The organism is Pseudomonas sp. CBS (assembly GCF_024734645.1).
In the GTDB taxonomy this organism is placed as follows: Bacteria; Pseudomonadota; Gammaproteobacteria; order Pseudomonadales; family Pseudomonadaceae; genus Aquipseudomonas.
In genome coordinates, this window is the sequence record NZ_CP102929.1 from 4,078,779 (window position 1) to 4,093,190 (window position 14,412).

A 14,412-nucleotide genomic window follows, 5' to 3' on the forward strand; every position below is an offset into this window, starting at 1 on the left:
CTCAAAGAGCCGATGCCTGGGTTTCATTGCGCAAGGCTTTGAACAACGGTTCAAGGAACGCCTCGACATACCGCGAACCGACCGCCGAGAGGTGATTGTCGTCGGTGTACAGCGACTGACCGTCCAGTTCCACGCGACACCAGTCATTCGCACTGCATAGCTTAGGCGCCGGGTCCATGACCTTTACCCCGGGATCAGCCGCCGCGATGCGCTCGAATACGCTGCTGATATAGGCCTGGCGTTGGAGGTGCTCAGCCAGGGGCATACCTTCTTTGTCGGTGGGCCGGCCGAGCATCGCCAGGCGACTCAGGCGGTAAGGCGGACTGAATTCCTGCAGGGGGACTTCCTTGACCAGCCACACCCGATGGCCGCTGTCGCGCAATTGCTGCACAAGGGCGCCCAAGCTTTCAGCGAAGCGCCGCTCGGCGAAGGCGCGGTCATAGGTTCCGGTCGCCGGGTCCAGCAACGAAGCCTCGGTGTCACCATCGCGCTGCCCATAGACATACAGGCTCCAGCGCGCCACCAGCACCACGTCGCTAAAGGTTTCCTTGCCGAGCAGTTGCGTGACCTGCTGGTTAAAGGTCAAGCAGCCCGGAACGCTTTCCTTGCGATTAAACGGCAGGCAACCGGCATAACCTGCCTGGGTGACGCTGACACCATACTTGCTCGCGCCGTCTTGCAATGCCGGAACCAGGGCCGTGGCATGGCTATCGCCCCATACCAACGCGCGTGTCGGCGCGGACTGAGGTCCGAAATGACAAAATCCATGATGGCGATTTTTCCCCCCATCCACCAGGCAGGCCATGAGGTCCGGGCTCCACTCGCGCGCCTGGGCAAATTGCAGCGCCTCGGGCGACAGGCGCCAAGGCAACCCCTTTGTCCAGACCAGGCCTTTGCCCAGCAGCCCCACCGCCAGCAGCGCGATACCCGCCGCCACGAGGATTTGCTTGCGTCCTGCCAACAACCGACGCTCACGGAACGGCGCCTCGACGAACCGCCAGGATCCGTAACCCAGCAACAGGCTCAACACAAACAACGCACCAAGCTCCCACGGCCCCAGGCCATCGACACTGGCGTACTTGCCGAACACGTAGACCGGCCAATGCCACAGGTACCAGGAGTAGGAGATCAGGCCGATCCCCACCAGCAAACGGCTACCCAGCAGCTTGCTCGCCAGAGTGGCTTGCTGGCCGTTGGCCCAAATCAGGCAGACCACGCCCACCACCGGCAACAGCGCAGCGGCGCCGGGAAACGGCGTGCTTGGGTCATAGGCGAAGACTGCCAGCAGGATCAGGCCGAGACCGGCAAGACTGACGACCTGCGCCAAGGCCGGGCTCGCGCGGTATTGGCGTGCAGGCATGACCGCCAGCATTGCGCCCGCCAACAGTTCCCAGGCACGCATCTGTAGCAGGAAAAAGGCTCTTTCCGGAGCGTGGGCCACCGCCCACATGCTCATCCCGAACGACACCAGCAACAACACAAACAGCGCCGCACGCCAGTGTTTGAGCCGGCTCGACAGCACCGTCAGCAACAAAGGAAAAAGAATGTAGAACTGTTCTTCAACCGACAATGACCAGGTATGCAGCAACGGCTTGATGTCGGAGGCCACATCAAAGTAGCCGTCCTGGCGCATGAAAAACAGGTTGGAGATAAACACCACCTGGTTATGTATCGAGCGCCCCAACTCGCTGTAATCCTTGGGCGCCAGCAGAAACCAGCCCACCACCAGCGCGCCGAGCATCATCACGAATAGCGCCGGCAGGATACGCCGCGCTCGACGGGCCCAGAAGCCGACAAAACTGAAACGGCCGGCCTCACGCTCGCGCCAGATGATCGAGGTGATCAAGTATCCGGAGATCACGAAAAACACGTCAACACCGACAAAGCCGCCGGTAAAGCCCGGTACACCAAAATGAAACAGCACAACAGCAAGCACAGCTATGGCACGCAGGCCGTCAATGTCCCTGCGATAAGCGAGAATGGTCATAAAATCTTGTAATTTGCCTGATCGGATGGACAGCGAGTGTAGTCACACACGCGAATTTGTTTCTAAACAGACACACACTAAAGCCAAAACTCATTTTCCAGAAACAAAAAAAATGGCGCCCCATGGGGCGCCATCCTTTTTGACCGAAGCGTCGTGTTACTTGCGCTTCATCGACAGGAAGAACTCGTCGTTGGTCTTGGTGGTTTTCAGCTTGTCGATGAGGAACTCGATGGCAGCTACTTCATCCATCGGGTGCAGCAGCTTGCGCAGGATCCACATGCGCTGCAGTTCGTCATCGGCGGTCAACAACTCTTCGCGGCGCGTGCCGGAACGGTTGATGTTGATGGCCGGGAACACACGCTTTTCAGCGATACGGCGGTCCAAAGGCAGTTCCATGTTGCCGGTACCTTTAAACTCTTCGTAGATCACTTCATCCATCTTCGAGCCGGTTTCAACCAGCGCGGTGGCGATGATGGTCAGCGAGCCGCCCTCTTCGATGTTCCGCGCGGCGCCGAAGAAACGTTTCGGTTTCTCCAGGGCGTGGGCATCGACACCACCGGTGAGCACTTTGCCGGAGCTCGGGATCACGGTGTTGTAGGCACGGGCCAGACGAGTGATGGAGTCGAGCAGAATCACCACGTCTTTCTTGTGTTCGACCAGGCGCTTGGCCTTCTCGATCACCATTTCAGCAACCTGCACGTGGCGGGTTGGTGGCTCATCGAACGTCGAGGCAACCACTTCGCCGCGCACGGTGCGCTGCATTTCGGTTACTTCTTCCGGACGCTCATCGATCAGCAACACGATCAGGTGAACTTCAGGATTGTTACGAGCGATGTTCGCTGCGATGTTCTGCAGCATGATGGTCTTACCGGCTTTCGGCGGGGCCACGATCAGGCCGCGCTGGCCTTTGCCGATCGGGGCGCACAGGTCGATGACACGACCGGTCAAGTCTTCGGTGGAACCGTTACCGGCTTCCATCTTCATGCGCACGGTCGGGAACAGCGGGGTCAGGTTCTCGAAGAGAATCTTGTTTTTCGCGTTCTCGGGACGATCGTAGTTGATCGTGTCGACCTTGAGCAGGGCGAAATAACGCTCGCCTTCCTTTGGAGGGCGGATCTTGCCAACGATGGTGTCACCGGTGCGCAAGTTGAAGCGACGGATCTGGCTCGGCGAGACGTAGATATCGTCTGGGCCGGCGAGATAGGAAGCGTCTGCAGAGCGGAGGAAGCCGAAGCCGTCCTGGAGAATCTCCAGCACGCCATCACCGGAGATTTCCTCGCCGCTTTTCGCGTGCTTTTTGAGCAGGGAGAAAATCACGTCCTGCTTGCGCGAACGGGCCATATTTTCTATGCCCATCTGTTCGGCCAATTCGAGCAGTTCGGTAATCGGCTTTTGCTTGAGTTCAGTCAGATTCATATAGGAATGACGTAATCATTTATGGAGGGGGGAAATTAAGCTTTTGGCTTAATGAGGCCGCGCCGCAGAGAAGGCGACAGGATCGCGTACTAATCGAAAAGGAGAGCGTCGGCGACGGCTTGCAGGGGGCAGTGGAGAAACCAGTGCGGGGCCGAATGTACCACCTGAATTTCAGAGCGTCTAGCCCTGTTTCACGAAAAAGCCCCGCAATTTGCGGGGCTTTTTAAGGACGCTTAGATGTTGGCGTCGAGGAAAGCTTGCAGCTGGGACTTCGACAGTGCGCCGACCTTGGTGGCCTCGACATTGCCGTTCTTGAACAGCATCAGGGTCGGGATACCACGCACACCGTGCTTGGCAGGAGTTTCCTGGTTGTCGTCGATGTTCAGCTTGGCGATGGTCAACTTGCCTTCGTAAGTGGTGGCAATGTCGTCCAGGACCGGAGCGATCATTTTGCAAGGACCGCACCACTCAGCCCAGTAGTCAACCAGCACCGGGCCCTGGGCCTTCAGTACTTCGGCCTCAAAGGTCGCGTCGGTGACGTGCTTGATAAGATCGTTGCTCATGGATGTCTCCGGGTTGTAAGCAAAAAAAACGTTGCCCATCATAGCCGCCCTTCCCGCGTTCAGGAAGCCGCAGCTGATTGACTCTTCCTATGATGGCGCATGAGTTTGGGTATAGCCCAACTCACGGGGTCACGGGAGTGATGAAGGCAATGCCTGTACGCATCGCCGCGTTACGCACATGTTCCTGCATGCTTTTCTGCGCGGCCCCGCTGGCGCGTCGGGCCAGTGCACGGAGGATTTTGCGGTGCTCCTGCCAGGTCTCCATGGCCCTCTCCGGCCGGATGAACGGTAGCTTCTGACTCTCCAGAAACACCTCGGCGCTAGCACTGAGGATGTTCACCATCGCCTGATTGCCGCTGGCCAGCAGGATGCGCTGGTGGAATTCGAAGTCCAGCCGGGCCGCTGCCTCAAAGTCACCGGCCTTGAGCTCCTTGCGCATCGCCTCGACGTTATCTTCCAGGAGGTCCAACTCATCGGTGGTCAACGTCACCGCCGCCAGCCCCGCCGCAAAGCCTTCCAGGGCGTAGCGCAGTTGAAAGATATCCAGTGGCGTCGCCTGCGCCGTAAACGGCCAGGCCAACCCAGGAAGTTCCTCGGCCGCTTGCACGAACACGCCTTTACCCGGTTGCACACTCACCACGCCCAACGCGCTGAGGGACGACAAGGCTTCGCGCAACGAGGCCCGGCTTACGCCCAATTGCAGCGCCAGATCTCGCTGGGAGGGCAATGCGTCGCCCGGCCCGAAGCCCTCATCAGCGATCAATTTGCGGATGGCCTGTAGCGCCACTTCCGGTACGGCTTGGGCGATGGAATTCATAAAAACTCGAGTTTCCAGTCAACTGAGCGGCTAGTTGTAAAGCTATTCGAAGCGCCCGGCAAGCCACGCCCCAAAGGGGCTCGCGGGGTTTTGACGGCGCCCGAAAAGGGTGCAGAAAACACAGCAACTGTTCAGACCAGTAAGACCGCCAAAACTCAACAGCTACCAGCCCTCCAGCGAATTAACACCGTGCTGGCATGGGCTGTGCACTGGCAAAACTCAGAAAATCCTTTCGTCCCTTTCGGAGAGTTGCCATGACCAAGCGTTGCAGCGCCCTGCTCACTGCCCTGTTTGCCAGCCTGATGCTGAGCCAGGCGCCCGCCCAGGCCAACGGTCTGGACGATATCGTCGCCCGTGGCACCCTCAAGGTGGCCGTGCCTCAGGATTTCCCGCCGTTCGGCTCGGTCGGCCCGGACATGAAGCCTCGCGGGCTGGATATCGACACCGCAAAACTGCTGGCCGACCAGCTCAAGGTCAAGCTTGAACTGACCCCGGTCAACAGCACCAACCGCATCCCGTTCCTCACCACAGGCAAGGTCGACCTGGTGATTTCCAGCCTGGGCAAGAACCCCGAGCGCGAGAAGGTCATCGACTTCTCCAAGGCCTACGCGCCGTTCTACCTCGCCGTGTTCGGCCCACCGGATGCGCCGATCAGCACCGTTGATGACCTCAAGGGCAAGACCATCAGCGTGACCCGTGGCGCCATCGAAGACATCGAGCTGACCGCCGTTGCGCCTAAAGAGGCGACGATCAAGCGCTTTGAAGACAACAACTCGACCATCGCCGCCTACCTGGCCGGCCAGGTGGACCTGATCGCCAGCGGCAACGTGGTGATGGTGGCCATCAGCGAGCGCAACCCCAAGCGCGTACCGGCACTGAAAGTGAAGCTCAAGGACTCGCCGGTCTATGTTGGCGTGAACAAGAACGAGCCGGCACTGCTGGACAAGGTCAACCAGATTCTGGTCGCGGCCAAAGCCGACGGCAGCCTGGAAAAGAACGCAATGCAGTGGCTCAAAGAGCCGCTGCCGGCTGATCTCTGATCGCGGTAACGAGGGTTAGCTATGGCCTACCAATTCGACTTTGTGCCGGTTCTGGCCAATACCGATCTGTTGCTGCGCGGCGCGCTGTTCACCCTTGAGCTGACTGCCATCGGTGCAGTACTGGGCGTGGCGCTGGGAATCGTCGGCGCGGTGGTGCGGGCGTGGAAGATCCAGCCGTTCAGCTGGATCTTCGGGGTGTACGTCGAGTTGATCCGCAACACGCCGTTCCTGGTGCAGCTGTTTTTCATCTTCTTCGGCCTGCCGTCCCTCGGTTTGAAAATCACCGAATGGCAGGCGGCGGTGCTGGCGATGGTGATCAACCTGGGAGCGTACTCCACGGAGATCATCCGCGCCGGGATCCAGGCAATCCCGCGTGGGCAACTGGAAGCGGCGGCCGCGCTGGCCATGACGCGTTTCGAGGCGTTCCGCCATGTGGTGTTGCTGCCCGCGCTGGGCAAGGTCTGGCCGGCCCTGAGCAGCCAGATCATCATCGTGATGCTCGGCTCGGCAGTCTGTTCGCAAATCGCCACAGAAGAGCTGAGCTTTGCCGCCAACTTTATCCAGTCACGCAACTTCCGTGCTTTTGAAACCTATGCACTGACCACCTTGGTCTACCTGTGCATGGCGCTGATGATCCGCCAGTTGCTGAACTGGATCGGCCGTCGCTATGTCATGAGGAACGCCCGATGAGTGATTTTTCCTTCTGGGACATCGTGCGCAACCTGCTCACCGGCTTGCAGTGGACCTTGCTGCTGTCGCTGGTGGCGTTTATCGGCGGCGGCGTCATCGGCTTGCTGGTGATGACCATGCGCATCAGCACCAAGGCTTTCCCGCGCAACGTCGCCCGTACCTATATCGAGCTGTTCCAGGGCACGCCGCTGTTAATGCAGCTATTCCTGGTGTTTTTCGGCATTGCCTTGCTCGGCGTGGACATTTCACCCTGGCTGGCGGCAGCCATTGCCTTGACCCTGTTCACCAGCGCCTATCTGGCCGAGATCTGGCGTGGCTGCGTCGACTCCATCGCCCACGGGCAATGGGAGGCGTCCGCGAGCCTGGCCCTCAACCCACTGGAGCAATTGCGCTACGTGATCCTGCCCCAAGCCCTGCGCATTGCCGTGGCGCCGACCGTGGGCTTCTCGGTGCAAGTGGTCAAAGGCACCGCCGTGACCTCGATCATCGGCTTCACCGAGCTGACCAAGACCGGCGGCATGCTCGCCAACGCAACCTTCGAACCCTTCATGGTCTACGGCCTAGTGGCGCTCGGTTACTTCCTGCTCTGCTACCCCTTGTCCCTCAGTGCGCGCTACCTGGAAAGGAGACTGCATGCCTCTGCTTAGAATTTCCGCCCTGCATAAGTATTACGGCGATCACCATGTACTCAAGGGCATCGACCTGACGGTCGAAGAAGGCCAGGTGGTGGCAATCATCGGCCGCAGTGGCTCGGGTAAATCCACCTTGCTGCGCACCCTCAATGGCCTGGAGTCGATCAACGATGGCGTGATTGAAGTCGACGGCGAGTACCTCGATGCCGCCCGCGCCGACCTGCGCAGCTTGCGGCAAAAGGTCGGCATGGTGTTCCAGCAGTTCAACCTGTTCCCGCACCTGACGGTGGGTGAAAACGTCATGCTTGCACCACAAGTGGTGCAGAAAGTGCCGAAAGCCAAAGCCGTGCAACTGGCGCGGCAGATGCTGGAGCGGGTCGGGCTGGGGGAGAAGTTCGATGCCTTCCCTGATCGTTTGTCCGGCGGCCAGCAGCAGCGGGTAGCTATCGCCCGTGCGCTGGCCATGTCACCCAAGGTGTTGCTGTGTGATGAAATCACCTCGGCCCTGGACCCGGAACTGGTCAACGAAGTGCTCAGCGTGGTGCGCCAACTGGCCAAGGATGGCATGACACTGATCATGGTCACCCATGAGATGCGTTTTGCTCGGGAAGTGGGGGACAAACTGGTGTTCATGCACCAAGGCAAGGTGCATGAAGTGGGTGACCCTAAAATCCTGTTTGCCAACCCGCAGACCGCCGAGTTGGCCAACTTTATTGGCTCGACAGAGACACCCGACTGAGCCGTCAGCCAGCAGGCACCAGCTCAAAACGCCCACCGCCCTCCAGCACGGTTTTGTCGCGCACGGCGGTGGTCATGTCGAAGAGATAAGTCTCAACCTGCACCTGGGCCGAAAACACGCGACCCACGGCCGGCACCCCCGCAGCCAACACCACCATGGCCTGGTCCTGCAGCAGTTGGCCGCTCCGATCGGCACGATTATGCAACGGGGCCAACTCTGCTGGCCTGCCGTCCAGCACCGCCTGCTGGAGGCTGAGGTTGAAATACCCCTGCTCGCCAAACTTGAAGCCTTGGCCCACAGCGGGTACGCCTCGAAAACGCAGGGCAATGAGCGTGTCCTGCGGGCACACCACATTCAAATGCACCGTGCGCTTACCAAACAGTACGCCTTGCGCAGCAAAGGCGCCAAGATCAACCTCAGGCCGGCTCAACGACAGACGACATTCTGCGGCATGGACCTCCCCCGCGATCAACAGGCCGGACAACAGCGCGCCTGCAGCGCCTACCTTAACGGCAGGTCGCAGAGGCGGTTTCATAGGGTCGCTCATCATAAGATTGCTCCGCCAGGTCGAGTTGAAGTGTGCACGAAGCCCCGCTTGGCGATGACACCGTAAGGGTTTGCGCGCTATCGATATTGCTCAGGAAAATCATGCCGTCTGCGACGACGTTGGTCAGGAATGCATTACCTGCACCCAGCACCGATGCACCCTGGGGCAGAGGCTCGCCAGCTGTATCCGTGGCCCTCAGTAGCACGCGTCGAACTTTAACCACCTCGAAGTCGACCTTGCTGAATGAACCTCGCCCGGCCTCCAGCACTTTCGTACCGTTCTTGATATCCACCTGCCGCGGCAAGGACTTGCCTTCGATTTCAAGCTGGCTGACTTGATAGGCGGGCAGCCCGGGAAGCACCGCCATGCCCCAGCGATCAGTCCACACAGGCCCTTGGGGAGTACTGATACGAGCCCCCGTAATATCACCGGCCGAGGCAACGCCGAACGTATCTTCTACCCGGTACGGCGTAAAGGTCACGCCCCGATCATGGGCCACCACGGCGCCCTGCAATTGCCCGCTGTAACGTGTACTGGAGCCATCCCGGTCAATGCCCGCACCGACTTGGGTATAACGCGACAACGTATTAACCCAACCGCCCACAGCCTGCTCATGATCGCCCCTCAGGTCTCTCTCGCCACGAAGCTCATAGTTCAGGGTCTCATCCACACGTTCGGTATACGTGGTACCAATACTGGAGCGACGACCTTGGTGTCGTGCAACAGAGGTGAGGGACCGCTCGCGGCCCAGCGGAACGGCGACCTGCAAGCGAAACCCGACGCCATCCTTATCGCCCCGGGTAGCACCCGACGTACCCACCTGCGAGTCCACCGTCACACCCACGTTCGCGTACCTGAAGTCCTTGCTCCAAGAGCCGTAGATGTTTTGGGTGGTCCTGCTATTGAAATGAGCCGCCCGGGAATAGCCCAGCGAAAACTCGCCAAACTCCCGTGCAGCCCAACTGAAGCCCGCGGTGTACTGATTTTTAAACCGTGCGTCCCGAGCGTCGCCGGCGGCAGTACGCAGGGTTTCAAGCACCTCACGATAGCCTGGGGTTTGAGTCGTGGCGCTCAGCGAAACCTGTACGTTGCCAGGCAACGTGCTTCCCACGGAAACGCTATTGCGCGCGCCCTGGCGCTTTTTTTTACGGTCCCGCGCAAGGTTGTTACGCAGCCCCAGGGAAAAACGTTCGCCAAAGCCGGTGTCCAGCGCAAAGCCCACCGAATTGTAGTTGTCGGTGCCCTGCACCCCGGAGCTGAAGGCGCTGCTCTTGCCAAACGCCCAGGTTCCGCTGGCCATTCCGAGCACAGGCTCTTTGGCGCCGCTGCGGTCCACATCTCGCACTTTGCCCAGCCCAGCCGTATAACCCGCCCGGACCGGTACCGCCGCGCGAAAAGACGCCGCCGGTACCACGAAGCTACGTTGTGCCCCTCGTGTATCGATGACGCTGACATGAAGGTCACTTGTGCCATTGAGCAAAGGTAAATTGCTCAACGAAAAGGGGCCTTCGGGCACCACCGTGGTGTAAATCAGGGCGCCTGATTGACGCACTTCAACCCGTGATTGGCTGACGGCTACACCCTCGACCACCACGCCACCGCCGCTCGAACTGCTCGCGATCCCGTCGGGAAACAACTGCGCACCCAACAGTTGCACACCGCCAAATACCGGGCTGGCGCCGGATATCTGCCCCAATTGGAACGTAGACGCCAACGGCACTAAATCACGTTGCGCATAGGCAAACAGATGCTCGGTGGTGGAGCGCCCGTTGCTGGAGACGTACAGCTGGCGACTACGTGCAATCCAGTCTCCGAAGTTGAACCCTGCTTCTGTCGAAGCGGAGAAATAACGGCTGGTGTCCTCTCGCGAATGGCTATTACTGCCCTGCAGGTCATAGTTGAGCATCCCTGCGGTACCGCCCCGGGAATAGTGGCCAGACCCGCGTTGCAGCTCGCGCAATGCCTGGGTAGGCACCACCAGCAATACTTCCTCGCTTCCCGGGCGTAACGTTGCCACCGTATTGGGATACTCAGAGAGAAAGTCATGGCAAGCCTGGTCAACCGCCGCGTCTTTGTTCAGTACCCGGGAAGGCACTTGCAAGCCCGCTCGGTCAAGCAAACCACGGGTGAAACACAACTCGCCTTCATGATTGAAACGCACATCCGCCAGCCCCACCCGGTCACCATTCACCGTCAGCCCGACAACGCGCACGCCTTCGGTGAAACGCGCAGCGCTACGGAAATAACGAGCGACGCCGGGGTCAATACCGCGAGCCTGTAAGGTCGCCAAGTCGAACCCCAGCAACTGGGTGCCGGGCTGGGCAGCGTAAGCCTGCTCAGTCATCCCCGACAGGATCGCCACACACACCAGGCCATTACGCCTGAATCGCTCATCGTCACGTTTGGCTTTAGATAGTTTCTTACTGACCGCACCGGGAACTCTTTTGACTTTTCTCATGACCGGTCAAGGCGCATTGGCTAGGAGTAATGCGTCGTAACTGTCGACGGTAAATCCATAGAGGGTGGCCGGCTCGAGGGTCACTGAAGTGGCGTCCGGTACGGCCTTCTTCAGGTCAACCTTCAACACTTCGCCCGGCAAGATGTAGGCGCGAGGAAGGTTGGCTCGAATGTTTTGCGGATTGACCTTCACTTCAGTGCTCAGTCGGACCACATACGGACTGTCGTTGCGCACGATCAGCGTGCTGGCCTGCAGTTGCCAGGTCAGTAGCTCCCAGGGTGCTTCATTTCGAGGCAAGCCTTTGGGGTGCAGGATCAGGGGTAAATTCTGCCGGAGGCTGATACCGATCGTCGCACCCGAACCGGGTCGGGTCTGAGGAACGCCCTCGAAAGACACACGCTTCAAACGCTGAGTCTTGAGCGGCTCCTTGCCAATTGCCAGGAACCTGACCATCTGCTGCTCCCCCGCATCGACTCGCGCAACAGGCGGCGTTATGAGCACCAGCGGCTCAAGGTCTTCAGGAATATCTTCGATCGTCGAATGAAGTAAGGCGGGGCCTTTATCGGTATTGGTTACGTTGATGCTGACTTCGCCCTCCGACTCGTTCAGCACAATAACGGTTGTTTCAGGACGCATACCATCCGCCCATATATCAGCAGCAAACACCATATTCAAACAAACATACAAAGGCGCAAGAACTTTGAATCTCAACTTAGTCATTGACCAACCTTCCATTACCTCAAGATTACAAACCAGTCGACGCAGGTTTTGGCAGGCAACTTCCAGCCCTAACCTGCATCGACCCAATTCAAATGATTCTTAGAGGTAACGCAGTTCCAAAGTCGCCTGACCATCCAGAGCAATTTGACTCGTCATATCAAGCTCAGAAGTTCTATTGATAACCGCCTGAACTTCCAGATTTCCGGCCAGTGTATTCAGTTGAAGTGGCGTATTGGTACCAATGTGCCATGCCGCAATATTCGCGCCTTGCCCCAACGCCGGCCCGCCCTGCACCCAACTGGTGCCATTGTTGCTACTGGTAAGAACGTTTACCGCCCGACCATCAGCGACAGAATTACGCAGATGCACAACGTACCCGCCTATTTTCTGTGCTCTTGCGGTGGTGCCCAAACCGTAGTTATAGGTATCGGTGTAAGGCGCACCGAACTGACTGACCATCAGGTTCGGGATACGGCTGCTGGCCCGGTTATCCACGGCCTTGATGCCCACCTTGGTCTTTACACTGCTGGCACACCTGATTGCATAAGGCGTGGTCTTGGCGGCCAACTTGGTATAGTTGGTGGGGCTCAAGGTACTCGGGTTGATGGCCCCGTAATCAATAACAGAGTTGGTAATTGTGAAACTGCAGCTGCTGGGCGCGATGGTGCCCTTGACACGAAGATCGGCAGCTTGCGCGCTCAGACCTGCAACAGCTACCAACATGCCTACCAATACAGCAACATTTTTCTTCATAAGATATTTACCCTTCAATGAGATATGGCTAATTACAGATGGCCAGAAACGAACATTGCCCCTCATCCACGCGGGCAAGTTCATGCTGCACGACGTTCTGATCCATAAATAAATACCGCCACGGCACAAATGCCGAATCGAAGTATCGGCATATCAATTCCAGAATAAAGTCGGGGAAAATTGCAATCCTCGTATGAACCGTCAGTTCTATTGCCTTGAACCTTCCGGCGCCATCGTGCGAGCGTGCGTAAAATCGCTCAGGAGGAATATAAAAACGTGTAGGAACTATCAGTTACCCCAGTAAGTGCTGGGTTGCACAAATATGGATTACATCACCCGTTAACTCGGTAATACGAGATGAGTGAACATTTCCTACAACGGCAACTCGCCCGTCCCATAGCCGCGCTGGAAAAATTACTCTGGCACTACGCGTTGGCGTCAGCGGTTGATCGTGGCACGATGGCGAGGTTATCGACCGAGACCCCTTAACCATGCCGCAATCCCAAGCCAAGAATCTGTCCCTGATCGCCGCCATCGACCTGGGCTCCAACAGCTTTCACATGGTCGTGGCCAAGGCCCAGAACGGCGAAATCCGCATCCTTGAGCGGCTCGGCGAGAAAGTGCAGCTGGCTGCCGGTATCGACGATGAGCGTCAGCTCAATGAAGAATCCATGCAGCGCGGGCTCGATTGCCTGAAGCGCTTTGCCCAACTGATCAACGGCATGCCCCCCGGCGCCGTGCGGATCGTCGGCACCAACGCCCTGCGCGAAGCCCGTAACCGCGGCGAATTCATCCGCCGTGCCGAGGACATTCTCGGTCACCCTGTAGAAGTCATCTCCGGCCGCGAGGAAGCGCGCCTGATCTACCTCGGCGTGTCCCACACCCTGGCCGACACCCCGGGCAAGCGCCTGGTGGCCGACATCGGCGGTGGCAGTACCGAATTCATCATTGGCCAACGCTTCGAACCGCTGCTGCGCGAAAGCCTGCAGATGGGTTGCGTGAGCTACACCCAACGCTATTTCAAGGACGGCAAGATCACCCCTGCCCGCTACGCCCAGGCGTATACGGCGGCGCGGCTGGAGATCATGAGCATCGAGCACGCCCTGCACCGCCTGACGTGGGATGAGGCCATCGGCTCGTCCGGCACCATCCGCGCCATCGGCCTGGCCCTCAAGGCCGGCGGCCACGGCACTGGCGAGGTCAATGCCGAAGGCCTGGCCTGGCTCAAGCGCAAGCTGTTCAAGCTGGGGGATGCCGAGAAGATCGACTTCGACGGCATCAAGCCTGACCGCCGCACGATTTTCCCGGCGGGCCTGGCGATCCTCGAAGCGATTTTCGACGCTCTCGAACTGCAACGCATGGACCACTGTGACGGTGCCTTGCGTGAAGGCGTGCTGTACGACCTGCTGGGCCGCCATCACCACGAAGACGTGCGTGAACGCACCCTCAGCTCGCTGATGGAGCGTTACCACGTCGACCTGGAGCAAGCCGCTCGGGTTGAACGCAAGGCGCTGCATGCTTTCGATCAGGTTGCCGCGGATTGGGACCTGGAAGACGGCGTCTGGCGTGAACTGCTGGGCTGGGCGGCCAAGGTCCATGAAGTGGGGCTGGACATCGCCCACTACCATTACCACAAGCACGGCGCCTACTTGATCGAGCACTCGGACCTGGCGGGTTTCTCTCGGGAAGACCAACAGATGCTCGCGTTGCTGGTGCGCGGCCATCGGCGCAATATTCCGAAGGACAAGTTTGCCGAGTTCGGTGACGAAGGCATCAAGCTGATTCGCCTGTGCGCGCTGCTGCGTTTTGCGATTCTGTTCCACCACATCCGTGGTACCCAGGAAATGCCGCAAGTGGTGCTGCGGGCCAATGCCGACAGCCTGGACGTGGTGTTCCCGAAAAACTGGCTGGATGAAAACCAGCTGACCCAGGCGGATTTCGCCCAGGAAGCCGAGTGGCTGACGCGGGTTGGGTTCACGCTGAACGTGCGCTGATAGGGTGAGTGACGCGGAGCGTCGCAGGATGTATTCCCACGCAGAGCGTGGGAACA

13 protein-coding genes are annotated in these 14,412 nt (G+C 59.0%); 5 read left to right on the top strand and 8 right to left on the bottom strand.

Going from position 1 to position 14,412, the window contains the following annotated elements:
• Nucleotide 1: 1 nt before the first annotated feature.
• The 4 genes from NVB75_RS18765 to NVB75_RS18780 all read right to left on the bottom strand — a co-directional run bounded on the left by NVB75_RS18765 (nucleotide 2) and on the right by NVB75_RS18780 (nucleotide 4,783).
• Nucleotides 2-1,987 (bottom strand): acyltransferase family protein, encoded by a 1,986-nt coding sequence (locus NVB75_RS18765; RefSeq protein ID WP_258342759.1) that lies wholly within the window; start codon nucleotides 1,985-1,987, stop codon nucleotides 2-4.
• 156 nt (nucleotides 1,988-2,143) lie between these two features.
• Nucleotides 2,144-3,403, bottom strand: a complete 1,260-nt coding sequence (rho, locus tag NVB75_RS18770) for a transcription termination factor Rho (RefSeq protein WP_008438874.1) — start codon at nucleotides 3,401-3,403, stop codon at nucleotides 2,144-2,146.
• Nucleotides 3,404-3,636: 233 nt separating this feature from the next.
• A complete protein-coding gene (gene trxA / locus NVB75_RS18775) occupies nucleotides 3,637-3,966 on the bottom strand; it encodes a thioredoxin TrxA (RefSeq protein ID WP_003213989.1) in 330 nt (109 codons plus the stop codon).
• A 121-nt stretch (nucleotides 3,967-4,087) separates the two neighbouring features.
• Entirely contained in the window at nucleotides 4,088-4,783 is a 696-nt protein-coding gene (locus NVB75_RS18780; RefSeq protein WP_258342761.1) for a FadR/GntR family transcriptional regulator, read from the bottom strand.
• Between the two features lie 254 nt (nucleotides 4,784-5,037).
• Here NVB75_RS18780 and NVB75_RS18785 point away from each other — a divergent pair, with 254 nt between their 5' ends.
• From NVB75_RS18785 to NVB75_RS18800, 4 genes are read left to right on the top strand one after another with little or no spacing between them, the layout of a single operon-like run.
• Nucleotides 5,038-5,823: a transporter substrate-binding domain-containing protein gene (locus NVB75_RS18785; RefSeq protein ID WP_017476630.1), complete on the top strand. Its 786-nt coding sequence runs from the start codon at nucleotides 5,038-5,040 to the stop codon at nucleotides 5,821-5,823.
• 21 nt (nucleotides 5,824-5,844) lie between these two features.
• A complete protein-coding gene (locus NVB75_RS18790; RefSeq protein ID WP_003213995.1) occupies nucleotides 5,845-6,513 on the top strand; it encodes an amino acid ABC transporter permease in 669 nt (222 codons plus the stop codon).
• Nucleotides 6,510-7,160, top strand: coding sequence for an amino acid ABC transporter permease (locus NVB75_RS18795; RefSeq protein ID WP_003213996.1), 651 nt, complete (start codon nucleotides 6,510-6,512; stop codon nucleotides 7,158-7,160). The genes NVB75_RS18790 and NVB75_RS18795 overlap by 4 nt, the downstream gene beginning before the upstream one ends.
• On the top strand, nucleotides 7,147-7,884 hold the full coding sequence (locus tag NVB75_RS18800; RefSeq protein ID WP_258342763.1) for an amino acid ABC transporter ATP-binding protein: 738 nt from the start codon (nucleotides 7,147-7,149) through the stop codon (nucleotides 7,882-7,884). Before NVB75_RS18795 ends, NVB75_RS18800 begins: the two co-directional genes overlap by 14 nt.
• 4 nt (nucleotides 7,885-7,888) lie before the next feature.
• Here NVB75_RS18800 and NVB75_RS18805 read toward each other — a convergent pair whose 3' ends face one another.
• The 4 genes from NVB75_RS18805 to NVB75_RS18820 all read right to left on the bottom strand — a co-directional run bounded on the left by NVB75_RS18805 (nucleotide 7,889) and on the right by NVB75_RS18820 (nucleotide 12,362).
• Nucleotides 7,889-8,419 (bottom strand): hypothetical protein, encoded by a 531-nt coding sequence (locus tag NVB75_RS18805; RefSeq protein ID WP_258342764.1) that lies wholly within the window; start codon nucleotides 8,417-8,419, stop codon nucleotides 7,889-7,891.
• Nucleotides 8,391-10,889, bottom strand: a complete 2,499-nt coding sequence (locus NVB75_RS18810; RefSeq protein WP_258342766.1) for a fimbria/pilus outer membrane usher protein — start codon at nucleotides 10,887-10,889, stop codon at nucleotides 8,391-8,393. Before NVB75_RS18810 ends, NVB75_RS18805 begins: the two co-directional genes overlap by 29 nt.
• 6 nt (nucleotides 10,890-10,895) lie before the next feature.
• On the bottom strand, nucleotides 10,896-11,609 hold the full coding sequence (locus tag NVB75_RS18815; protein ID WP_258342767.1) for a fimbria/pilus chaperone family protein: 714 nt from the start codon (nucleotides 11,607-11,609) through the stop codon (nucleotides 10,896-10,898).
• A 99-nt stretch (nucleotides 11,610-11,708) separates the two neighbouring features.
• Nucleotides 11,709-12,362 (bottom strand): DUF1120 domain-containing protein, encoded by a 654-nt coding sequence (locus tag NVB75_RS18820; protein WP_258342768.1) that lies wholly within the window; start codon nucleotides 12,360-12,362, stop codon nucleotides 11,709-11,711.
• Nucleotides 12,363-12,853: 491 nt separating this feature from the next.
• On the opposite strand from NVB75_RS18820, the gene ppx reads away from it, so the two are divergent.
• Nucleotides 12,854-14,356: an exopolyphosphatase gene (gene ppx, locus NVB75_RS18825; protein WP_017476639.1), complete on the top strand. Its 1,503-nt coding sequence runs from the start codon at nucleotides 12,854-12,856 to the stop codon at nucleotides 14,354-14,356.
• Nucleotides 14,357-14,412: the final 56 nt, after the last annotated feature.